This is a genomic window from Thioalkalivibrio sp. ALgr1, assembly GCF_000378285.1.
In the GTDB taxonomy this organism is placed as follows: Bacteria; Pseudomonadota; Gammaproteobacteria; order Ectothiorhodospirales; family Ectothiorhodospiraceae; genus Thioalkalivibrio.
Map to the genome: position 1 here is coordinate 447,255 of NZ_KB905133.1, position 22,152 is coordinate 469,406.

Consider the following 22,152-nt stretch of genomic DNA (forward strand, 5'->3'; position numbering starts at 1 on the left):
CGTCACACGGATCCTTGCGGTCAAGATCCCCCTCAACAAGGCCTTGTCGATTCAGGGATCCCTGAATCATTTAGATCAGGTTCAAATGAATTTCAAAGTTTTTCCAAGGAATTTTGGAAGGAGTTTTCTGGTCTGGTAAAAGCCGGCATGTAAAACAAAAACTTGCAATTTATAAGGATAAAATGATGAAAGCCTGGTTTCTGTTCGCCCTGTTCCTGACCCCGGCCTTCGCGCTGGCCGACAGCATCGAGATTCGCGACATCGAGGAGGGCGAGGGCCCCGAACTCGTACGGCACGACACGGCCCTGGTCCACTATGTCGGACGCCTCGAGGAAGACGGCTCCGAGTTCGACTCCAGCCGCGGCGGCCAGCCCCTGTCCGTGACCATCGGGTCCGGCCAGACGATCCCCGGCTTCGAGCAGGCGGTGAAGGGCATGCGCGAGGGCGGCAAGCGCGAGGCGATCATCCCGCCGGAGCTGGCCTACGGCGAGCGCGGCGCCGGCAACATCATCCCGCCGAACGCCACCCTTCGCTTCGAACTCGAGGTCGTCGAGGTCCAGCGCGCCCCGTTCAGCAGCCTGGACAACGAGGGACTGGCCGAGAAGCTGGATGAGGGGGTCACCATCGTCGACATCCGTCGCCCGGACGAGTGGGCCGAGACGGGCGTGGTGGAAGGCAGCCATCGCATCACCGCGTTCGAGGAAGACGGCAGCCTCAACCCGGAGTTCGGCAGCAAGTTCACCGCGCTGGTCGACTCCGACGACGAGGTGATCCTGATCTGCCGCGTCGGCAACCGCACCAGCGCACTCGCCCAGGCCCTGTCGGAGGGGCTCGGCTACGACAAGATCTACAACGTGACCGACGGGATCATGGAATGGCTGGACGATGACCGTGTCGTACGCCATGACTGCCCGGATCACGAGGAGACCGCTCAATGCTGATAACGGCGCCGCAACGACGCCCGCTCAAACCCACACCTGCATCGCGTACCGTCGCCAGCCCGTTCTACGGGCTGGCGCTCGGCCTGCTGATCGGTCCCGGGATGTCCGCTCCCCTGCTGGCCAACGAGACTGAACCGACGCCCCCCCTGCCCGAGGCCGTGACCACCGAGCACTCGCTGGAACTGCTCGACGGCAGCACGCTGGACTACCAGGCCACGGTCGGCTATGTCCCGCTGGGCGAGTCGATGGACGACCCCGAAGCCCGGGTCTTTACCGTCAGTTACACGGTGGACAGCGACGAAGATCGTCCGGTCACCTTCATGGTCAACGGCGGGCCCGGCGCGGCCTCGGCCTACCTGAACGTGGGCGGCCTGGGGCCGCGGGTACTGGAGACCGACGACCAGGGTCTGGCCGCCTCCACGCCGCCCCGGCTGGTCGACAATCCCAAGACCTGGCTGGCGTTTACCGATCTGGTCTTTATCGACCCGGTCGGGACCGGCTTCTCGCGCGTGATGGGCGGCGAAGCCGATCAGTACTTCTCCCGCGACGGCGACCTGGCCGCGATGGAGGAGACGCTGGAACGCTGGCTGGATGAACACGGCCGGCGTGGCGACGCGGTGTACCTGGCAGGCGAAAGCTACGGGGGCTACCGCGCCGCCGCGTTGCCGGCGCGCATTGCCAAGGGCTCCGGCATCAGCCTGAGCGGCACAGTGCTGATCTCGCCCGCGCTGGATTACGGCATGCTGGAACACGGCACCGCCCGCCCGATCGGCTGGGCCCTGAGCCTGCCGGCGATCACCGCCGCCGCGAAGGCACAGGGTCGCCTGGGCGATGACCCGCCCAGCCTGGAAGAGGCCGAGGCCTTCGCCCTGGGCGACTACCTGCAGGGTCTGATCCACCCCGGGCAGATCGACGACGACTGGATCGGCGAGGTCGCCCGCTTTACCGGACTGTCGCGCGATCGCCTGAAGGCCACACGGGGACGCATCACGCTGGACATGACCCAGCGCGGCCTGCTGATGGACGAAGGCCGGCTGGTCAGCCTGTACGACGGCGGCATCGACAACCTCGACCCGGTGCCCACCAACATCATGCCGCAAGCCGATGCGATCCTGGACGGCCTGACCGCCCCGCTGTCCACCGCAATGCTGGACCACCTGCGCAACACCCTGGACTGGGAACACGGGCACCAGTACCGCCTGCTCAGTCGCGACGTGTTCCGGGCCTGGGACTGGGAGGCCAGCGGCCGCGAGGGACACTTCACCGCGATGGACGAGCTGGCCACCGCCCTCTCGCTCAACCGCGACTTCCGGATCTTCAGCGTGCATGGTGAGGCAGATCTGATCACGCCCTACTTCACCACCGAGTGGCTGCTGGGCCAGATCGCGTTCGCCGCCGGCGACGAGGCCGACTCGCGCATCATCCCGCGCGCCTACCCGGGCGGGCACATGCTGTACATGCGGGCGGACACCAACGAAGCCCTGTTCAACGACGCCGAGGCGTTCTATCAGGGCGAACTGCGCGCCGACGACTGAACCGAAACCAATCGCGTGGCGTGCCCGCTGCCCGGGTCCGCCCGCCAACCTGGCCAACACCACATGACCACCCACCACGACATCCCCACCCACCTGGTTACCGGCTTTCTGGGGGTGGGCAAGACGACCACCATCCGCCAGTTGCTCGCACTGCGCCCCGAGGGCGAGCACTGGGCCGTGCTGGTCAACGAATTCGGCGAGATCGGCGTAGACGGCGGCCTGCTCGCGGATACCGGCGTCGCGCTGGAGGAGATCCCCGGCGGCTGCCTTTGCTGCGTCTCCGCGCAGATGTTCACCGTCGGCCTGAACCGGCTGATCCGCTCGCAGCACCCCGACCGCATCCTGATCGAGCCCACCGGGCTCGGGCACCCGGCCGAGATCATCCGCACCCTCACCCAGCCCCCCTACGATGGCGTGCTGGACCTGCGCGCTACGATCACGGTCATGGACGCCCGCCACCTATCCTCGCCCCGCCACCGCGAACACCCGAACTGGAACGACCAGATCGCACTGGCCGATGTCCTGCTGGCCAACAAGGCGGACCTCTACAGCGAGGCGGATCGCGAGGCCCTGCAGGCGTTTGTCGCTGCCATGCCGCCACCACGTCCGCTGGTGGTCGAGACGACCCAGGGATGTGTGGAACCGGCGTGGCTGGAGCACCCCCGGCTGGAACGCGGCGGGGCCCTGTTCCCGGAGGCTCGGGCGTTTCTATCCGCGGGTGACACGCCCGACCACGACCACGACCACGACCACGACCACGACCATGGTCATGGTCATGCACCCAACGAGCACGGGTACGAACCCGTGACCATCGACACCCGGGGCGATGGCTACCTGGGCCGCAGCTGGCTGCTGCCCGAGGGGCAGGCGTTCGACCACACGGTCCTGGAGACGCTGGTGAGCGGCTTCACCGGAGAACGCCTCAAGGGTCTGGTGCTGACCGATCAGGGCTGGCAGCGCATCAACCGCGTGACGGGCGACGGCGGACTCGAGGCCATGGAAGCGCCCGCCGCCGGCACCCGCCCGCGCATCGAGGCCATCCTTCCGGAGACCGACGCCCAGGCGCTGGACAACTTCGACCAGGCCCTGCAGCAGGCTCGCACCGGCCCTCAGCGTATCGCGCAATAAGTCAGGGGGACGGCCCGGGCAACCGATGCGATTCGCTACGCTCATCGCATCCTACGCGCCCGAGCTCCCCTCCGAGATGACCGTAGGATGCAATGAGCCCCGCGAATTGCATCAACCCAACGCCAGAGCACTACCCCAGCCAGACCGGATCGACGAAGAAGAGCACCGTAGTACCGGCACCCACCAGCGTAACCAGATGCCGGTACCACGGTTCGGGCAGAACCCCCAGTAGCCCAATCCCGACCCGGGCGCCGAGAATGGCCCCGGCCCCGACGGCCAGCAGCCCGGTCGCAACCACCTGTCCACCCACGACAAAGACCACGACGGCAATCAGCGTCAGCACCGTGGAGAGCAGGTTCTTCAGGGCATTAGCCTGTGCCAGGTCGGCCATCCCCTGCCCCCGCAGGATCGCCAGCAGCAGGATGCCGACCCCGCCGTTGAAATAGCCACCGTAGACGCAGCCAAGCCCCGCGCCCGCCACCCGGGCCAGTGCCGGGCGGGCCGCATGGGCCGCGCGACGCTGCAGCCACGGACCCAACGCGAACAGCAGGGTCGCCAGCAACAGCAGCCAGGGGATGAAGGCCCGAAAACGCGCATCCCCCGTCAGCAGGAGCAGGGCCGCACCCAGCGCCCCGCCCAGCACACCCACGATCAGGAACAGCGCCAGCAGGCGCATTCTCAGATCCCGCCAGAGGGTACGCAGGCGTCGATGGTCCACCAGCAGGCTGGCGGCGTACCCGGGCAGCAATGCGGCGGTCCCGGTGGCATTGGCCGCCACCGGCGGGACCCCCACGGCCATCAGGGCCGGCAGCGTAAGAAAGCTGCCGCCCCCGGCCAGGGCATTCAAGGCACCAGCGAAGAACCCGGCGGCAAGCAGCAATACGGCAACGCCGGAGAAGGCGAACTCCACGGGACGTTAGATCACGCGGCGGTCACTGAACTCGGCGCGATAAAACCACTCGTTGCCCGGCAGCGAGCTGGGGTTGGGAAACACGATAAAGCCGTCGGCCGGGGCCTTCACCTCGGTCCCGTCCGCGCGAACTCCGATCACATCACCCTCGTGCAGGGGGTCGAAGCTCTTCCACTCGCGCACGAACCGGTCATCGGGGTGGTCGCGGTCGATCACCTCGACCAGGCGCAGGACCTCCGGGTCGTCCTGCCCGGGCGTGGCCGGGGCCTCGATCATGCCGAGGTGGGCCAGGGTATTGAGGATCGCGTTATAGGCGACCACCGGGGCCTGCGGGTCGTCGTGCTGGCCGCATTCCAGCGTCACGCCGTAGCCGCCCTGCGAGCGCATGTACTCGGTGGTGCCGATGCCGTAGCTGGGGTCGGTGGACAGCATCTGCGCGCGGTGACTGGCGTTCGGGTTCTTCATGCGCCGGGCGACCCCGCGCGCGTAGGTATCCAGCCAGCCCTCGACCATGCGCCGCGGGCCGAGGCAGGCGGCCAGGGCCTCCTCCTCGCGGGCACGGGCAAAGTCCTCCAGTCCGCCCTCGTTGTTCCGCGGGCCCAGCATGATGAACGGCTGACCGCCGGTATGAAACGAGTGCAGATCCAGCAGGACGTCGTGCGCCGCCAGCAGCGGGCACAGTACGTTGGCGATGCGGTCCTCGAAGTCCTGCGGGTCCTCGGTCACGCGCAAGTTGCGGTTCAGGTTGCGCTCGCCCATGCGCTGCCCCAGCTCGTAGGCCAGCGGATTCGTGCGCGGGACCAGCGTCAGCGTCCCGCACTGCAGGCGACGCTCGCCGCTCTCCAGCTCGTCATGCAACCGCTCGGCCGCCTGCGTGCCGCAGGTTTCGTTGCCATGCACCGCACCCAGCACGATCAGCCGCGGCCCCGGGGTCAGGCCGTGGAAGGTCAGGGAACGCATGGCGGTGGGGTGCGGCTGGGACGACATATCGAGAGCTCCGGCGAACGGGGAATCAGCTCGCCATTGTACGCTCGCACCCCGTGAGCGCGAACGGGCGACTACTTCAAGCGGAAGAGGTCAAACCGCTGTTTCGGTCACAGCGGGACCGTATTTGGGCCCTTCCGCTGTCACCCCCCGACATAACGACTCTTCCCGCTACAGATCCGTGATATCCAGCATCGTCCCCTGGACCGCGTGCAGACCGTCGTCGCCCTGGACCACCGAGTCCACCACCAGGCTGAACCAGCGCTCTTCGCCGCGCGAGGGATGCCGCCGCAGCCGGAACCGCCGCCCAACACCCTCCTGACCGGGGGCCAGCTTACGCAAGACCTCTCGCAGTTCTTCCGCATCTCCGGCATCCGGGTCGAACTGCACATTCCAGACTTCGCTCAGACTGGGCGTATGGTGGCGAGAATCCAGCCCCATCAGGTCATACAGGTGATCGGACCACCACAGGCGACCAGTCTCGACCACGTACTCCCATGAACCGAGGCCCGCATGACGCTCGGCGCGTGCCAGGCGATCCACCTGGCGATTCAACGCCTGCTCGGCCTTCTTGCGTGATTCGATATTGCGCAGGGTCACCAGCAGCAGACGTTCGTTGGCGATCTCGGTTGCCTGCAGATTCGCTTCCACCCAGAAGACATGGCCGTCACGGTGGCGAGCGCGCCACTCGAACGACAGTTGTTCGCCATGTCGCGCGCGGTTGATCAAGGCCTGCTGGCGTTCGACCTCGTAGCCGGGCTCCTGGGCGCTAAGATCGCTGACCGTGCAACGCAGAATCGCCTCGTGCTCGTAGCCATACATGGCCAGCGACGCGGCATTCGCTCCGACAAAGGCACCCGTCTCGAAGTCCTGCAGCAGAATACCCTCCTGCACGTTGTCGAAGATGGCCCGAAAGCGCTTCTCGCTGTCGCGCAGGCCACGCTCGGCCTCGACCCGTTCGGTTACATCCGTCAGCAGGCCGTGAAAGCCGAGGATCTCGCCACCGGAGTCCCGCTCCAGCCAGGTCCGATCCTCGACCCAGATCCAGCGCGTCTCCCCGACATCCAGGCGGTAGTACTGCACATACTCGTCCGGCCCGCGTTCCATATGCCGGTGCACGTCCTTGATGATGGCCTCCCGGTCGTCCGGGTGAATCCGTTGCGCATAGTCCGCCGCACCGGACAGCAAATCCTCCGGCTCGAGGCCCCAGCGCCGCACATTCGGGGACACATACACCACCGGCCAGCCGGGACGCGCGGCCCACTCGATGGCGACTACCGGCGAGCGATTGACCACTTCGGTCAGATAACGGGCTTCGGCCGAGGCCTGGTCACGGGCCGCGAGCACCCAGTACAACAGCAGAAAGAGGACCAGTGCGGTCACAGTGACATAGAAAAAGCCCTTGACCGTCTGCAACCAGCCCAGCAACTGGATATCGTCCACCAGCCACAGCAACGCCTTGTCGGACAGCCCAATCCACAGCAGCCCGAGCGCCAGATAGACCAGTGCCACCCAGCTGGCGGTACGCCAGGCACTCACTCCTCTGTCGGGAATACCGGCCTTGTCCCTCGTGTCGCGCCTCAATCCCGTTCCCCAGCCCGCGCAGAAATCCGCCTGCGTGTTGCTAATTTCGTTTGAGGATCGACCAGCCGGCCCGGGGATGCAAGGGCTTCCAAGGCACAGGCTGCCAACGGCCCGTGCTCGCTGTTTGCATTCGATATCGGGCCACAACGGTTTTCCCGGAAGTCGCATCGGGATGCGCGTCCCGTTCTGCTCATCACGGGCGCAGAATGGTACCCTTGGCGCTGGTTTCCGCTATGCCGGCGTACATGTTCAAGACACTGGAAAAAGCCTCGCGCAGCACCCGCCAGCCAGCCGCCGAGGTGCTGGAAAAACTCAAGCTGAATTCGGACGGCCTGATCCCCGCGATCGCCCAGCAGTTCGACAGCGGCGAGGTCCTGATGATGGCCTGGATGAACCGCGAGGCGCTGGACGAGACCCTGCGCACCGGGCGCGTGTGCTACTACTCGCGCTCGCGCCAGGCGCTGTGGCGCAAGGGCGAGCAGTCGGGTCAGGTGCAGCAGCTGCAATCGCTGCACCTGGACTGCGACGGCGACACCATCCTGCTGAAGGTCGACCAGACCGGCCCCGCCTGCCATACCGGCCGGCGCAGCTGCTTCTACGTGCAGATCGACAACGACGAGGCCGTGATCACCAGCGACCCGGAGATAGCCCCCGAGACCCTGTACGGCCACAAGGACGACACGAAATGAGCGCCAACCCCGGCCGCGAGCTGATCCTGCACAACACGCTCGGCGGGCGCGACGAGCCCTTTCGTCCGCAGGACCCCGAACGCGTCACGCTCTATGTCTGCGGCCCCACCGTCTACAACCGGGTACACGTGGGCAACGGCCGCCCGGTGGTGGTGTTCGACGTGCTGTTTCGCGTATTGCGCGAGCTGTACGGCCCGGAGCACGTGATCTACGCGCGCAACATCACCGACGTCGACGACAAGATCAACAAGGCCGCGGCGGAGAACGGCGAACCGATCGCCGCGCTGACCGAGCGCTTCACCCGAGCCTTCCACGAGGACATCGCCGAGCTGGGCACGCTACCGCCGACCCTCGAGCCGCGCGCCACGGATCACATCCAGCCGATGGTCGAGCTGATCGAACGGCTGATCGAGCGCGGCCATGCCTACCCGGCCGAGGGGCACGTGCTATTCGACGTCACCTCCTATCCAGACTATGGCGCGCTGTCCGGGCGCACGCTGGAGGACATGCAGGCCGGCGCCCGGGTCGAGGTCGCCAGCTACAAACGCCACCCCGGCGACTTCGTGCTGTGGAAGCCGGCCGCCGAAGGCGAACCGGGCTGGGACAGCCCCTGGGGCTATGGCCGCCCCGGCTGGCATCTCGAATGCACCGCGATGATCCGCAGCCACCTGGGCGCGATGATCGACATCCACGGTGGTGGGCACGACCTGGTCTTCCCCCACCACGAGAACGAGATCGCCCAGGGCTGCGCGGCGGAAGGCTGCGCGGAGCACGGCACGCATTACGCCCGCTACTGGGTGCACAACGGGCACGTGACCATCGACGGCGAGAAGATGTCCAAGTCGCTGGGCAACTTCCAGCTGTTGCACGACCTGCTGCAGGCCTATCCGGGCGAGGTCCTGCGCATGGCGCTGCTGTCGCGCCACTACCGCGCGCCGCTGAACTTCTCCGAGGACACGCTGAACCAGTCGCGCAATGCCCTGAACGGGCTCTACCGCGTGCTGCGCGACCACGCCGATGTCGAACCGGCCCCCGTGAACGCCGCCGAGACCCCGGTGTTCACGGCGCTGCTGGATGACCTGAACACCCCCGGCGGCATCACCGCCCTGCACCGCCTGGCGGATGCCCTGGCCGCGGCTGGCGACGCGGCCGAACGGGCCCGCCTGAAGGGCGAACTGATGGCCGGCGCCGGGCTGCTCGGACTGCTGCAGCAGGACCCGACGGCCTGGTTCCAGGGGGATGGCGAGGACCACGAACTCGCCGCCTGGGTGGAGGAACGCATCGCCGCCCGCCAGGCCGCGCGCCAGAACCGCGACTTCGCCACCGCCGACGCCATCCGCGACGAGCTCACCGCCCGCGGGATCGAACTCGAGGACACCCCGGAGGGGACACGCTGGCAGCGCAGCGGGAGCGTCGCCTGAACATGGCCCGACGCCTCATCCGGCGACTCCTGCTGGGCCTGGCGCTACTGATCCCGGGCCTTGCGCTGGCACACCCCCACGCCTGGATCGACCTGCGCGTGGGGCTGGTGTTCGACGACAACGGCCAGCTGGAGCGCATGCAGCAGGCCTGGCTGATCGATCCGACCTACAGCCACATGCTGCTGGAAGAGATGACCCGGGACCTGGAAGGCGATATCGGCATCGACGAGGCGCTGGATCGGGTCGCCGAGCGCATGCTGGAAAACCTGGCCGCCTACGACTACTTCACCGAGCTGCGCCACGACGACGCGGAGATCGCGGTACCTCGGGCGGAAAACGCCCGGCTCTCGCTGGAGGACCGGCGGCTCTATCTGCGCTTCGACCTGCCGCTGGCCGAGCACGCCCTCGAGGATGCCAGCGGCTTCACCTATCGCGTATTCGACCCGACCTACTGGATCGAGGTCCTGCACGACGCGGACGACGTGGTGCATATCGAGAATCGCCAGGGCTGCGAGGTACAGATCGAAGAGGCGCGCCCGGACCCGCAACTGATGCGCTATGCCGCCACCCTGGAACGTCAGGACCGCAGTCCTGTCGACAATCTCGGACGCCACTTTGCCGAGACCGCCACCCTGCAATGCCGGAACCGTTCGGACTGAGCGCGACCACACAGGATTAGAACGAAAACCGTTCGATGAATCCGCAGGACAGCGTTATAGTGTAACGATATGATCGTCGCCCCCGCCCATCGACTTCACGGCCTCACTGGCCCCCTGGTCCTCCTGGTCCTGGGGCTCTTCTTGTTGCTGGGCGCTTTCAGCGCCCACGCCGGCGAATCGGCCCATCCGCTGGGCGGCGGCACCCCTGCGGGCGAAACCGAGGCCGAGGAACGCTCGGCCATGCCGGATACCGCCACCGCACCGGTACCCGAGACACTTGCCGATCCACCCGGGGCACTGGAGCGCGTCACCGCCTGGATGCTGCAGACGCAGCGCCAGTTGCATCGCGACCTCACTCAGGGACTGCACGCCCTGCGCGACGCCCCCACCGCCCAGACGGCCGGCGCCCTGATCCTGGTCAGCCTGCTGTACGGCGTCTTCCACGCGGCCGGCCCCGGCCATGGCAAGGCGGTCATCAGCGCCTATCTGCTGACCCAGCCCCAGAACCTGAAACGCGGCATCCTGCTCTCCACCGTCTCGGCACTGGCCCAGGGGGTCACGGCCATTGTGCTGGTCGGGGTGCTGATCGGCCTGCTCGGCTGGCTGGCGCGCGATACGCTGGGCCAGGTGCGCACCCTGGAGATCGCCAGTTTCGCGCTGGTCGCCCTGCTGGGGGTCTGGCTGATGCTGCGTGCCCTGAGCCACGCCTGGCGCCTGCACAAGGCCCATGCCCAGGCACGTGCGGAGGCCCGTCATGAGCACGCAGACCATCATCACCATGACCACCACACCCACGACGATCACTGCGGCTGCGGCACCCCGCATCATGTCGACCCGAACCACAGCGGGACCTGGTGGGGTACGGTCGCGGCTGTGGGTATCCGCCCCTGCTCCGGCGCGGTGCTGATCATGGCGGTCTCGGCGGCCCTGGGTCTGGCCTGGGCTGGCGTGCTGGCCGTATTGGCGATGTCGCTGGGAACCGCGGCCACGGTATCCGTTCTGGCCACACTGGCCGTCTCCGCACGCGACTGGACCCGCCGCTGGCTAGGCCCGACGCGCGTCGGCCGCCTGACCTACGTAGGCCCGGCCTTCGGGCTTGCCGGTGGCGGCATCATCGCGCTGATCGGTATCAGCCTGGTGATTGGTGCGGTCGCCTACCGGCCCGCCGCCCACCCGCTGGGACTGTAGAACGCCACAGACGCCAAGGTTGCCGCACAGGTCCGGGTCCTCTAACGTCCCGAACATACTCCAAGCTGCGAGACGCGCCGATGTCCGATTCCGCGATCCGTCCCGACCAGGCCCCGACCCTCCCCTCGCTGTTCCGTGTCCGCGTCGAGCAGACGCCGGATGCCCCGGCCTATCGCCAGTACAACAGCGAAAGCGGAGGGTGGCAGCAGACCTCCTGGCGCGAGATGGGAACGATGGTGGATCGCTGGCAGGCCGCGCTGGCTGCGGAGGGCCTCAAGCCTGGCGAACGCGTTGCACTGATGCTCGGCAACTCACGCGAGTGGGTCGCGTTTGACCAAGCGGCGATGGGGCTGGGTCTGGTCCCGGTCCCGCTGTACACCGATGACCGTCCGGACAACGTCGCCTACATCATCGGCCAGACGCAGGCGCGCATCCTGCTGCTGGGCGAGAGCGCCCACAGCCGCCGGCTGTCCGAGCACTTCGAGAACATGCCGTCGCTGCGGCGCATCGTAAACATCGGCGGCGAGGACACGGAGCCGGAAGACGACCGCGTAGTCGAGCTGGAAGACTGGCTCGCACAGCACGAGGGTACGGATGTCCACTATCCGGATCTTGACCCGGAGGCCATGGCCACGATCGTCTATACCTCCGGCACCACCGGGCGCCCCAAGGGCGTAATCCTCTCGCACCGCAACATCCTGGAGAACGCCTGGGCCTCCTCGCAGGCCGGCCCGCTGTCGCCCGCCGACCGGTTTCTCTCGTTCCTGCCGCTGTCGCACATGCTGGAGCGCACCGCCGGGCTGTACATGCCCATGCTGATCGGTGCCGAGGTCGCCTTCGCGCGCTCCATTCAGGCCCTGGGCGAAGACCTGGTCAACGTGCGCCCCACCGTGCTGATCTCGGTGCCGCGCATCTACGAACGCGTGCACGGCCGCATCCAGGCCGGCCTGAAACAGAAATCGGGCCTCGGCCGCGCCCTGTTCAAGGCGACCGTCAACATCGGCTGGAAGCGCTTCGAGCACCAGCAGGGCCGCGGCGGCTGGTCCCCCGGCTTTCTGCTCTGGCCCCTGCTGGAGCGCATCGTCGCGCGCAAGGTGCTGGACCGCCTGGGCGGCGAGCTGCGCTTCGCGGTCTGTGGCGGCGCGCCGCTCCCACCGCCGATCGCCCAGTTCTTCATCGGCCTGGGCCTGCCGGTCCTGCACGGCTACGGGATGACCGAGGCCAGTCCGGTGGTCACCGTGAATACCCCGGACAACAACCTGCCCGCCTCGATCGGCAAGCCGCTGCCCGGGGTGGAGGTGAAGATTGGCGAGATGGACGAACTGCTCACCCGCAGCCCCTGCGTAATGCTCGGCTACTGGAAGAACGAGGAGGCCACCCGCGAGACCATCGACGAGGACGGCTGGCTGCACAGTGGTGACCAGGCCCGCATCGACGACAGCGGGCATGTCTTCATCACCGGTCGCATCAAGGACATCCTGGTGCTGACCAACGGCGAGAAGGTCCCGCCGGCCGACATGGAGATGGCGATCGCGCTGGATGCGCTGTTCGACCAGGTGATGATCGTCGGCGACAACCGCTCCTTCCTGACCGCCCTGGTCGTTCCGGAACCGGAGGCCTGGGCCTCGTTCGCCAGCGACCACGGCCTCGACGCCGAGGCCGACGGGCGGCTGCCGCGCAAGGCCGAACGCGCCCTGCTGCAGCGCATCCAGTACCAGCTACGCGACTTCCCCGGCTACGCCAAGATCCGCCATGTGCATGTGACCCACGAGGCCTGGTCCGTAGACAACGGCATGCTGACGCCGACCATGAAGCTCAAGCGCCCGGTGATCGTCGAGCACTACAACGAGGCCATCGAGGCGATGTACGCCGGCCACGACGGTCACTGAGACCCGAGCACAGATTGAGCCCCACTCACCGCTCATGTCTCGCGCAGTCGCGAGACGTCGAAAAGCTCAGCAATGACTTCGAGAAAGGAATGGATAGCGAGTGATGTGGCCGCTGTCCGTCTGAAACGACCTCACTGAACAGCCAACCACCACGTGCAGTACCCGCCGAAAAACCATTCTAGAAGCGGGCGGGGGCTCACGCCCCCGCCCGCGGACCGGCCCGCTCGATCAGAAGCTCATGGAGCGGTCGAAATCGGCAACGGCCTGGACGTACTGACCCATGCCGGCCATCTCGGCGTTCGGCAGGAAGTTGTGCTCGCCGACGTCGCGGCCCTTGGCGCAGGCCTCGCAGGCCCAGAACGGGACGCCTTCCTCGACCAGCGAATCCACGATGTCCTTCATCGCCGGCATGTTGTGGCCGACGATCTTGTCGTAGACATTCCGGTTGGCGATGTTCACGGCCTCGCCCTGCAGCCAGACGGTCACGTCATGGCCCTGCTGCTTGGCCACGTTCGCGGCAATCATGCCGAGAGTGGCGCGGGTCGGGTCGTCAGTACCGGCGGTAACAGCAACAATAAAACGCATGGGACTCTCCTTGGTCACGTCAAAGTGGCAGGCACCGTAGCGACCCAAGTCGGGACCGTCGAGTTCCCACAAGCCTCAAGGAGACGCCGAGTCAGGAAACGCCTTTCGACGTAATGCTCATGCGATAGAGCTTGAAGGCCATCAGCAGCCAGGGAATGGCGTGCATGATCAGGTCGAGGATATCGATCGGACGGGTCAGCTCGCCCTGGAAGAGCCAGCGGATCTTCTCGACGATGTGCGGTTCGGGGACATAGGGCGACAGCCCCAGGGTGGCCACGAACAGTGCAAACAACCACAGTGGGGAACGGTCGACCCAGGCAACAAAGGCTTTCATGGCGCGCATCCTACCCGAAGCCTGGGCCGACTTGCGACTGCTCTGGGATCGGGGACTCTCGAGGTGCCCCAATGCCACGCAGGAGCACCGGCGGACAGTGCACCAGGTCCTCCGGTCGGTCGATGTCCGCCCGCGCTTCCAGCTCCGCCCAGACAAGACCCTGCGCCTGGGCCCGCTCACGGGTCTGTTCCAGCACCCGATCGCTGCCCCACTCGACGGCCTCGAACAGCCCGGGGACGGGCCGCGCGGCGGCCAGCAGCACATAGCCACCATCCAGCGCCGGGATCAGTGCCACATCCGTCCCTTCAGCCAGCGCCTTACGTGCAGCGACCAGGTCCCCGACACCCAGCGTCGGGGCATCGGACCCCATCACCAGTGCCGGAAACGGCCCCACCTCCAGTGCATGGCGCATGCGGGCCCCGAGGTCATCACCCACCTGGCTGTGCAGGGAACAGCCAAAGCGTTCCGCACAACGCTCGAGGAACGGATGATCGGCATCCGGGGTGCACCACAGCTCCACATGGTCCGGTGCCACCTGACGGGCCGCGTCCAGCGCGTGCTCCAGCAGCCGCTCGTGCAGCCGTGCGGCGCCCTTGGCACCCAGCGCGGGAATCAGCCGCGTCTTGGTCCGGCCCGGCTCGGGCGCGCGGGCAAAGACCAGCACGCGCGGCGCATCCGTCGGCCGACGTTCAGGCATCACCACGATAAAGTCGCGCCAGCCCGTCCGGGTTTGCACCCAGCCAGTAGGCCAGGCGCAACCGCCACATCAGCCAGATCGTGCGCCATGCGCCCTGCCGCTCCCAGCGCCGGGACGACGTGACCAGCCACGTGCGCAGGCACCTTGGGCGCCCCACCGATCGCTTCAGCCGCCGCGAGAGCTCGATGTCCTCCATCAGCGGCTGGTCCGGCCAGCCGCCTACGGCATCGAACGCCGAGCGTGTAATGAATATGCCCTGATCCCCGGTCGCGATCCCGCTCAGACGCGAGCGCAGGTTCATCATCGCGGCGATCAGCGCGAATATTCCGCGACCGCCCGACAGGCGGACGTCGAAACGTCCCCAGGCGCGATCGTCCCGGGCCACCGCGTCGCGCAGGGCATGCACCGCCACCCCGGCTCCGTCCGGAAACGTGGTGTCGGCATGCAGAAACCAGAGCGCCTCGCCTCGGGCGCGCTCGGCGCCGGCATTCATCTGCCGTGCGCGCCCCGGGGCGCTGGACAGCACAGTCACACCGCATTGCCCTGCCTGCTGGAGAGTCCCGTCCGTGCTCCTGCCGTCGACCACGATCACCTCGCAGTCGAGGATCTCGCCCAGGGTATCCAGCAAGGGCGGGAGAGATTCGGCTTCGTTCAGTACCGGGATGATCACGGACAGGAAGGGTGACTCCCGCGACATGGTTGCTACGGGACTCAGGCTGGCGACTGGACGGCTTTCTGCCCCTGCCAGATCCGGCGCAACAGCCGAGGCAGCAACAGCAGCAGGGCCAGCACGGCGAGAATCGCCAGCCCCAGCTGGACCCGGTTGTCCGTATCACCCGCCACCATCTCGCGCGTAGCGTGGCCCAGCCAGGCATAGGCGAACAGGCTGGGGATCAATGCGACCAGGGTCGTGATCGTGAACACGGTCAGCGGCATACGCACCAGGCCCAGGGCGTAGTTGGTCGGGGCGAACGGGAAGACCGGCACCAGCCGTGTCAGTGCGACCACGCGCCAGCCCTCGGCCTCCACATCCTCGCGCAGCCGTGCGCTGCGCGGACCCAGACGCGGTTCCAGCCAGGGTTGCAGCAGGGTGCGCGCCAGCATGAACGCGATAATCGCAGCGATGGTCGCCGCCAGCAGGCTCAGGGCCCCGCCGGTGAACGGCCCGAACAGCGCCCCTCCCAGCAGGATCCAGAAGGTGCTGGGCAACGGAAACAGCGCAAGGACGACAAAGGCCAGCACAAACATCATGTAGGCGCCCATCCCCCAGCTGGCGAGCCACGCCTCGACGTCCTGCAGCGGCAGCAGATCAGGCCACTCGGTGGTCAGTGCTACCCAGACCAGCGACCCTGCCAGCAGGACCGCGGCCAACAGCCACCAGCGTTCGGGATGATGTATCTGCATATGTCTCTATTCTTTGCCGTCGCCGCGCAGTCGCTCCAGCCGTTCGGCCAGCGCGCGCTCCGTGCCCTCGCGTTTCGCCCGATAGAAGCGCTGATCTTCCAGCCCTTCGGGCAGATAGACCTGCCCGCGCGCGAAACCGTCCGGTTCATCATGATCATAGCGGTATCCGGCGCCGAACCCCTCGTCACGCATCAGCTCCGTGGGGGCATTGCGCAGATGCAGGGGCACGCCGGGGCTGCCCGTTTCGCGAATGCTGGCGCGGACCTCGTTCAACGCGGTGTAGGCGCTGTTGCTCTTGGGGGCGGCGGCCAGCTCGATCGCCGCCTGGATCAGCGCGAGATCGCCTTCCGGCCGCCCAAGCCGCTCCATCGTCTGCCAGGCCGCCAGCACCCGAGCACCCAGCCCTACGGCCGCCAGCCCGATGTCCTCGTAGGCCATGCGCAGCAGGCGCCGGCCGAGATAATCCGGGTCACAGCCGGCATCCAGCATGCGCGTCAGCCAGTACACCGCCGCACCAGGATCGGATCCGCGCACCGACTTGTGCAGGGCGGAGATCTGGTCATAGAAGGCATCGCCCTGGCGATCGAAGGCCAGGCTCTGCGCCCCCATCACCGCGCGCAGGGCGTCGGCGGTGATCTCGCCGTCACGTGCCAGATCCGAGGCGGTCTCCAGCCAGTTCAGTGCCCGCCGGGCATCGCCGTCCGCCGCACGGGCCAGCCGCTGGCGTTCGGTGGGCTCCAGCCGCAGCCCGCGCCCCCCGAGTCCGCGCTCGGGATCGCTCAGCGCCCGGTCAATCAGCGCCTCGATCGCCTCGGCGCCGACGGACTCCATGCGATAGACACGCGCCCGCGACAGCAACGCACTGTTGAGCGCAAATGAGGGGTTCTCGGTCGTGGCCCCCACGAAGGTCAGTGTCCCGTCCTCGATGTGCGGCAGCAGGGCATCCTGCTGCCCCTTGTTGAAGCGATGGATCTCGTCGATGAACAGCAGCGTGCCGACCCCGTTGCGTCGCCGGGCCTTGGCCGCGTCCACCACCGCGCGCACGTCCTTGACCCCGGCCAGCACCGCCGACAGCGTCACCAGACGCTGTGCCCCGGCCGCCGCCACCAGGCGGGCCAGCGTGGTCTTGCCGCAACCCGGCGGGCCCCACAGGATCATCGACGGGGTCTGCCCCTGCTCGATCGCCTGGCGCAGGGCGGCATCCGGGCCGACCAGGTGATCCTGGCCCACCATCTCGTCCAGCCGCGCCGGGCGCATGCGCTCGGCCAGCGGTGCATTCGGGTCCGGGCCCTGTGCGGCCGGTTCGGGCTCGGGGGGCAGTCCACCCGCATCCGGGCCGAACAGGTCGCCTTCGGAGATATCGCTCATCATTTCAGTGTACCGCGCCCGCCGCGAACATTGGCCGAGACATGGCACACTGAGCGGCGGGCTGGCTCACAAGCCCTGCACAGTTGCGCCTTCTTCACTGATGAAAGGTTTCCATGCCGCGAAACGGAATCACAGCATGAAGCTGCCCTGGCAATCCCTGCGCCTGCCGAAGGGCCTCGGCTGGCGCAAAGTCATGCAGGCCGTCCTGCGGCCCGAGGCGGAGGCCCCCGATGCCGACGTCGTGGCCGAGCGGGCGCGCGAGCAGGCCCCCGTGCTGTGGCTGCTGGGCAAGGTGCAGTCCGGCAAGAGCACGCTGGTGCGCGCGATCACCGGCGACTCCGACGTGGCGATCGGGACCGGTTTCAGGAGCTGCACCCGGACGGCACGCGCCTATGACTTCCCGGCCGAAGCGCCGGTGCTGCGCTTTCTGGACACGCGGGGACTGGGCGAGGTCGCCTACGACCCCAGCGAGGATCTCGCCGAGCTCGCGGGCCACGCGCACATGGTGGTCGCCGTGGCGCGCGCGATGGATCTGCAGCAGGAACCCGTGCTGAATGCCCTGCGGGACATTCGCCGCCGGCATCCGAACTGGCCGGTCCTGCTGGTCCAGACCTGCCTGCACGACGGCTATCCCGACGGGCGCGATCATCCGCCCTACGCCGAACTGGACCGCAGCCCCGGGCTGGAGGAACTGGCCCGCGCGCGGCGTACCCAGACCGAGGCCTTTCGCAACCTGCCCGGGACCGGCCCGGTGCAGGTCGTGCCCGTCGATATCACGCCCGAGGACGAGGGCTTCACCCCGACCCACTACGGCCTGGACGCCCTGCTCGATGCCCTGGAGAACCTGGCTCCGGAACGCATGGGGGTGATCCTGCAGGGGCTGCGCCAGTCCGCAGGCGGTGATGCCCGTCGGCTGCGCGCCCGATCACACATCCTCGGCTACGCCAGCGTCGCCGCGACCACCGATGCCGTCCCCCTGCTGGGCCTGTTCTCCGTTCCGGCGGTCCAGGGGAAACTGCTGCACAGCCTGGCCAGCATCTACGGGGTCACCTGGGATTCTCGCAGTATGAGCGAGTTCTCCGCGGCGCTCGGTTCCAGCACCCTGCTCGGCCTCGGCCTCAGCCACGGGGCCCGGCAGGTCGGCAAGCTGGTCCCCGTCTACGGTCAGACTGCAGGTGCTGCAGCGGCGGCCGCCACCAGCTTTGCCACCACCTATGCGCTGGGCTATGCCGCACGCCACTACCTGGCCCGGCGACATGACGGGCGCGAGGCCACGGCCGGGGTGGAGCAGGCCTATCGCGACGCCCTGCGCGAGGCCCTGAACCTCGCCCGGCACCGCCAGACCGAGCCCTCGGGGAACGACACGCGATGAAACGCCGCTGGCTCACCCGTCTGCAGGTCACGGGCGTGACCTTCGCCGCGTTCCTGCTGCTGTCGCCCTTTGTGGTGGCCTTCGTCCTGGGTCTGCTCTGGCTCTACGAACACAATGCCCTGCTGATCTGGATCGCCGCGGCCGCCATCGCCGCCGGAAGCGTATGGGGCATGACGCTGTGGGCGCGCCACCGGATCAAGGTCCACACCCGCGAACGGACGACCGAGCCCGTGCGCCCCGCCGATGGCGACTGGGCGCCACTGGAACACGCCGCCTGGGCCGAGGTGATGCGCCTGAGCGAGCAGGCCAGCGGCGAGATCGTCACCGACTACGACCGCCTGCGGGAAGCGGGCGAAGAGACCCTGCGTACCGTGGCCGCGCACTATCACCCGGAACAGGAAGACCCCATCTGGGAGTTCACCGTGCCCGAGGCCCTGCTGCTCAGCGAGCGGGTCAGCGCCCGGCTGCGCAAGATCCTGCTGGAGGAGGTACCGCTGTCGGATCGCCTGCGCATGGGCCAGATCCTGCGCGTCTGGGGCTACCGGCCCATGGTGGCATCGGGGCTGTCCTACGGGCGCACGGCCTACAAGGCCTACCGTATCGCGCGGCTGGCCAATCCCCTCCACGCCCTGGCCGCGGAGCTGCGTGATCGCTTCTTCAACGAGCTCTCCGGCAGCGCACGCGAATACCTGCTGCGACGGGTCGCACGCATCTGGATCGAGGAAGTCGGCCGCGCCGCGATCGAGCTCTACTCCGGCCGCCTGCAGCACGATGCCGACGCCCTGGCCGAGATCGCCGACCAGGAAGCACAGGCGAGCGGCCCCGCGGAGGAGGCATTCCCGGGCCGGCCGAAGATACTGGTCGTGGGCCAGCCACAGGCTGGGAAATCCACGCTGGTCAACGCGCTGCTGGGGGAATACCGCGCAGCCACGGACGTGCTGCCGCTGACCGCCGAGCAGGAGGGCTACCTGCTGACCCTCGCGGACGGCCAGGAACTGCTTTTGGTGGACACCCCGGGGCTTGGTGACCGCATGGACGTGGATACCCTGGTTGATGCCGCCCAGACGGCGGATCTGGTGCTATGGGTCGCGCCGGCGCACCAGGCCGACCGCTCCCCGGACCACGAGGCGCTGCAAGCCGTACGGCGCTTCTTTGCAGAGCGCCCGGATCGACGCCAGCCGCCCATTCGCATCGTGGCCAGCCACATCGATCGCCTGTCGCCCGCCCGCGAATGGGCGCCGCCGTATACGCTCGACCCGCCGGAAGAACGGCCCAAGGCGCAGAACATCGCCGCCGCCCGCCAGGCGATCGCCGCGGACTTCGGCCTGCCCGAACAGGAGGTGATTCCCGCCCGGCTCGATGGCGCAACGCCCTACAACATCGACGCCCTGACGGCCGAACTGGAGACGCTGATCCCGGCCATGCAGCAAACCCGCAAGACCCGGCTGCTGCGCCACCCGTCATCCCGAAGCCTGCGCCAGATCTGGCGTCAGACCCGCAAGGGGGCCGGTCGCCTGCTGGGTCGACCGCGCTAGATGACCCTGCGTCCACGCCAGCACCAGGACGCCCCCTCCCTGGACTCCCCGACCGCCTGGCTCGCCTGCGGGCTCTCCCTTGTGGCGCTGTTCGTGGCCTTTGGCATCGCGTACAGCTACGGGGCGTTCTTCTCCTCCATGGCGCAGGAGTTCGGTACACGGCACGGCGGGTCCGCGCTGTTCTTTTCCGCCACCGCTCTGTTGTTCTTCGGCCTGAGCGGTGTGACCGGCCCCCTGTCCGACCGCATCGGCCCAGGGCCGCTGCTCGTTGCGGGTGGCCTGTTCATCGCGGCGGGGCTGGTCGGGACGGCGCGTGCCGGCGAACTCTGGCAGGCCTACCTGGCCTATGGCCTGGGCGTGGGTATCGGGGCGAGCTGCGTATTCGTGCCCGTCGTGGCCGCGGTCGGGCGCTGGTTTGCCCGCAGACGCTCCATGGCCCTGGGCATCGCGGTATCCGGGATCGGGTTGGGCGTACTTGGCTTCGCGCCGCTGTCCGCCTGGCTGATCGAGCTCCACGGCTGGCGCTCGACGTACTATTTCTACGCGCTCGCGGCAGCCGTCATCCTGCCGCTCGCCGGCATCCTGTTTCCACGGCCCGGGCGCGCCCCGGATGGCACCCACGCCGCCACCACCCGCTGGGGTGGGCGCCGCTTCGCCCAGCTTTATCTGGCGACCTTTCTGCTGAATACGATCCTGTACGTACCGTTCGTGCACCTGCCGCCCGCGGCCGAGGCGGGCGGCATCGATCCGCTGCGCGCGGCGGGCCTGGTCGGGATTATCGGGCTGGCGAGCGTGGTCGGGCGGCTGGCGATCGGCATGCTGGGCGATCGCTATTCCCTGATGCATCTCTATCGCGGGTGCTTCGCCCTGATCACGCTGAGCTTTCTGATCTGGGGCACCGCAGGCAGCTACGCCGCCCTTATGCTGTTCGCGGTGGTACTTGGTTTCGGGTACGGCGGGTACATCGCCCTGACACCGGCGATCCTGGCCCGCCTGTTCGGCCTGTACAGCCTGGGCCGCCTGCTGGGCATGACCTACACCGCCGTGGCCCTCGGCGCCGCGCTGGGTCCGGTCCTCACCGGCCTCGGGGTCGACCTGACAGGCGGCTATCTCATGATCCTGATCGCGCTCCACCTCGTCGGCCTTCTGGCCGTTCTCGCCACCCTGCCGATCCGCGACGAGCCCGTCACGGGGACCACGCATCCCCAGCGCGACAGTGACCCCTGAGGTCTTTGTCTATCATCACAGTCCAACCGCCCGTCGTAGGGCAACCTGAACCCCGGCCGCATCCGGGGATCGAATTCTTCATAAAGCTGCAGCAGCCAGGCCCCGAACCGAAGCCCAGGAGGTACCCGCGATGCGAACGTTGCCCGCCCTCCTCCTGGCTGCCTTGGTCGGCTGGGCCCCCGGTGCCGCACTCGCGGTGGAGGTGGTCGAGCGGCATTTTGATACCGACGGTGACCAGCACGAGCTGGAGGTGACCTTCCGGGTCGAAGTCCCACCCGAGGCCCTGTGGTCATACCTGACCGATTACGACGCGCTGAACCGTTACTCGGAATCCATCCGCGAGAGCCGGATCGTCTCCCGATCGGATGACGAGGTGGAGGTCGCAAGCGTCGTGCACAGCTGCGTGTTCGTGTTCTGCCGGACCATCCGCAGGCACGAACGGGTGACCGAGTACTACCCCGAACGCATTGATGCCGAGGTCGATCCGGAGCACAGCAATCTGCGTGCAGGCTCGACCCGCTGGGAGCTGCAGCCCGATGCCGGCGGCACGCACCTGACGATCCAGATGCATGTGGAACCGGACTTCTGGGTACCCGGCTTTATCGGCAAGACCCGCATCCAGCGCGCGACCCTGCGGGAGACGACCGAGCTGCTGCGCTACATCGAACGCGACTACCGCGCCAGCCGCTGACGCGCAGGCTC

The 22,152-nt window shown here is 67.7% G+C and carries 21 protein-coding genes; 12 read left to right on the forward strand and 9 right to left on the reverse strand.

Going from position 1 to position 22,152, the window contains the following annotated elements:
* Positions 1–185: 185 nt before the first annotated feature.
* The 3 genes from F466_RS0106505 (at position 186) to F466_RS0106515 (ending at position 3,604) form a co-directional block, all read left to right on the forward strand.
* Complete coding sequence (locus F466_RS0106505) at positions 186–941, forward strand: FKBP-type peptidyl-prolyl cis-trans isomerase (RefSeq protein ID WP_018138299.1); 756 nt, start codon at positions 186–188, stop codon at positions 939–941.
* The gene (locus F466_RS0106510) at positions 935–2,476 is read left to right on the forward strand and encodes a S10 family peptidase (protein ID WP_018993688.1); all 1,542 of its coding nucleotides are present in this window, start codon (positions 935–937) and stop codon (positions 2,474–2,476) included. Before F466_RS0106505 ends, F466_RS0106510 begins: the two co-directional genes overlap by 7 nt.
* Before the next feature lie 63 nt (positions 2,477–2,539).
* Positions 2,540–3,604 (forward strand): GTP-binding protein, encoded by a 1,065-nt coding sequence (locus tag F466_RS0106515; RefSeq protein WP_018993689.1) that lies wholly within the window; start codon positions 2,540–2,542, stop codon positions 3,602–3,604.
* Between the two features lie 130 nt (positions 3,605–3,734).
* Here F466_RS0106515 and F466_RS0106520 read toward each other — a convergent pair whose 3' ends face one another.
* The 3 genes from F466_RS0106520 to F466_RS0106530 form a co-directional block, all read right to left on the reverse strand.
* On the reverse strand, positions 3,735–4,514 hold the full coding sequence (locus F466_RS0106520) for a sulfite exporter TauE/SafE family protein (protein ID WP_018993690.1): 780 nt from the start codon (positions 4,512–4,514) through the stop codon (positions 3,735–3,737).
* 6 nt (positions 4,515–4,520) lie between these two features.
* Positions 4,521–5,501 carry a M14 family metallopeptidase gene (locus tag F466_RS0106525; RefSeq protein WP_018993691.1) on the reverse strand — a complete coding sequence of 327 codons (981 nt, stop codon included), beginning with the start codon at positions 5,499–5,501 and terminating at the stop codon, positions 4,521–4,523.
* 168 nt (positions 5,502–5,669) lie between these two features.
* Positions 5,670–7,037 (reverse strand): PAS domain S-box protein, encoded by a 1,368-nt coding sequence (locus F466_RS0106530; protein ID WP_018174720.1) that lies wholly within the window; start codon positions 7,035–7,037, stop codon positions 5,670–5,672.
* 290 nt (positions 7,038–7,327) lie between these two features.
* Between F466_RS0106530 and hisI the strand changes: the two genes are divergently transcribed.
* From hisI to F466_RS0106555, 5 genes are all read left to right on the forward strand, one after another.
* Positions 7,328–7,771, forward strand: coding sequence for a phosphoribosyl-AMP cyclohydrolase (gene hisI / locus F466_RS0106535; RefSeq protein WP_026182199.1), 444 nt, complete (start codon positions 7,328–7,330; stop codon positions 7,769–7,771).
* The gene (gene cysS, locus F466_RS0106540) at positions 7,768–9,192 is read left to right on the forward strand and encodes a cysteine--tRNA ligase (protein ID WP_018138307.1); all 1,425 of its coding nucleotides are present in this window, start codon (positions 7,768–7,770) and stop codon (positions 9,190–9,192) included. The genes hisI and cysS overlap by 4 nt, the downstream gene beginning before the upstream one ends.
* Before the next feature lie 2 nt (positions 9,193–9,194).
* The gene (locus tag F466_RS0106545; protein WP_018138308.1) at positions 9,195–9,851 is read left to right on the forward strand and encodes a DUF1007 family protein; all 657 of its coding nucleotides are present in this window, start codon (positions 9,195–9,197) and stop codon (positions 9,849–9,851) included.
* Between the two features lie 69 nt (positions 9,852–9,920).
* Positions 9,921–11,039: a nickel/cobalt transporter gene (locus F466_RS0106550; protein ID WP_018138309.1), complete on the forward strand. Its 1,119-nt coding sequence runs from the start codon at positions 9,921–9,923 to the stop codon at positions 11,037–11,039.
* Between the two features lie 80 nt (positions 11,040–11,119).
* Positions 11,120–12,928, forward strand: a complete 1,809-nt coding sequence (locus F466_RS0106555) for a long-chain fatty acid--CoA ligase (protein WP_018993692.1) — start codon at positions 11,120–11,122, stop codon at positions 12,926–12,928.
* Between the two features lie 228 nt (positions 12,929–13,156).
* On the opposite strand, the gene F466_RS0106560 is transcribed toward F466_RS0106555, so the two are convergent.
* The 6 genes from F466_RS0106560 to F466_RS0106585 form a co-directional block, all read right to left on the reverse strand.
* On the reverse strand, positions 13,157–13,513 hold the full coding sequence (locus F466_RS0106560; protein ID WP_012982076.1) for a DsrE family protein: 357 nt from the start codon (positions 13,511–13,513) through the stop codon (positions 13,157–13,159).
* A 91-nt stretch (positions 13,514–13,604) separates the two neighbouring features.
* Entirely contained in the window at positions 13,605–13,847 is a 243-nt protein-coding gene (locus F466_RS0106565; RefSeq protein ID WP_018993693.1) for a hypothetical protein, read from the reverse strand.
* Positions 13,848–13,857: 10 nt separating this feature from the next.
* Positions 13,858–14,544 carry a TIGR04282 family arsenosugar biosynthesis glycosyltransferase gene (locus tag F466_RS0106570; RefSeq protein WP_026296426.1) on the reverse strand — a complete coding sequence of 229 codons (687 nt, stop codon included), beginning with the start codon at positions 14,542–14,544 and terminating at the stop codon, positions 13,858–13,860.
* A complete protein-coding gene (locus F466_RS0106575; RefSeq protein WP_018993695.1) occupies positions 14,537–15,241 on the reverse strand; it encodes a TIGR04283 family arsenosugar biosynthesis glycosyltransferase in 705 nt (234 codons plus the stop codon). Before F466_RS0106575 ends, F466_RS0106570 begins: the two co-directional genes overlap by 8 nt.
* Before the next feature lie 14 nt (positions 15,242–15,255).
* Positions 15,256–15,948 carry a TVP38/TMEM64 family protein gene (locus tag F466_RS0106580; RefSeq protein WP_012982072.1) on the reverse strand — a complete coding sequence of 231 codons (693 nt, stop codon included), beginning with the start codon at positions 15,946–15,948 and terminating at the stop codon, positions 15,256–15,258.
* 6 nt (positions 15,949–15,954) lie between these two features.
* A complete protein-coding gene (locus tag F466_RS0106585; protein ID WP_018993696.1) occupies positions 15,955–17,319 on the reverse strand; it encodes a replication-associated recombination protein A in 1,365 nt (454 codons plus the stop codon).
* A gap of 133 nt (positions 17,320–17,452) precedes the next feature.
* Between F466_RS0106585 and F466_RS0106590 the strand changes: the two genes are divergently transcribed.
* The 4 genes from F466_RS0106590 (at position 17,453) to F466_RS0106605 (ending at position 22,141) form a co-directional block, all read left to right on the forward strand.
* A complete protein-coding gene (locus F466_RS0106590; RefSeq protein WP_018993697.1) occupies positions 17,453–18,688 on the forward strand; it encodes a GTPase family protein in 1,236 nt (411 codons plus the stop codon).
* Complete coding sequence (locus tag F466_RS0106595; protein WP_018993698.1) at positions 18,685–20,223, forward strand: GTPase family protein; 1,539 nt, start codon at positions 18,685–18,687, stop codon at positions 20,221–20,223. The genes F466_RS0106590 and F466_RS0106595 overlap by 4 nt, the downstream gene beginning before the upstream one ends.
* Positions 20,224–21,450, forward strand: coding sequence for an MFS transporter (locus F466_RS0106600; protein ID WP_018138326.1), 1,227 nt, complete (start codon positions 20,224–20,226; stop codon positions 21,448–21,450).
* Between the two features lie 130 nt (positions 21,451–21,580).
* A complete protein-coding gene (locus F466_RS0106605) occupies positions 21,581–22,141 on the forward strand; it encodes an SRPBCC family protein (RefSeq protein ID WP_018138327.1) in 561 nt (186 codons plus the stop codon).
* Positions 22,142–22,152: the final 11 nt, after the last annotated feature.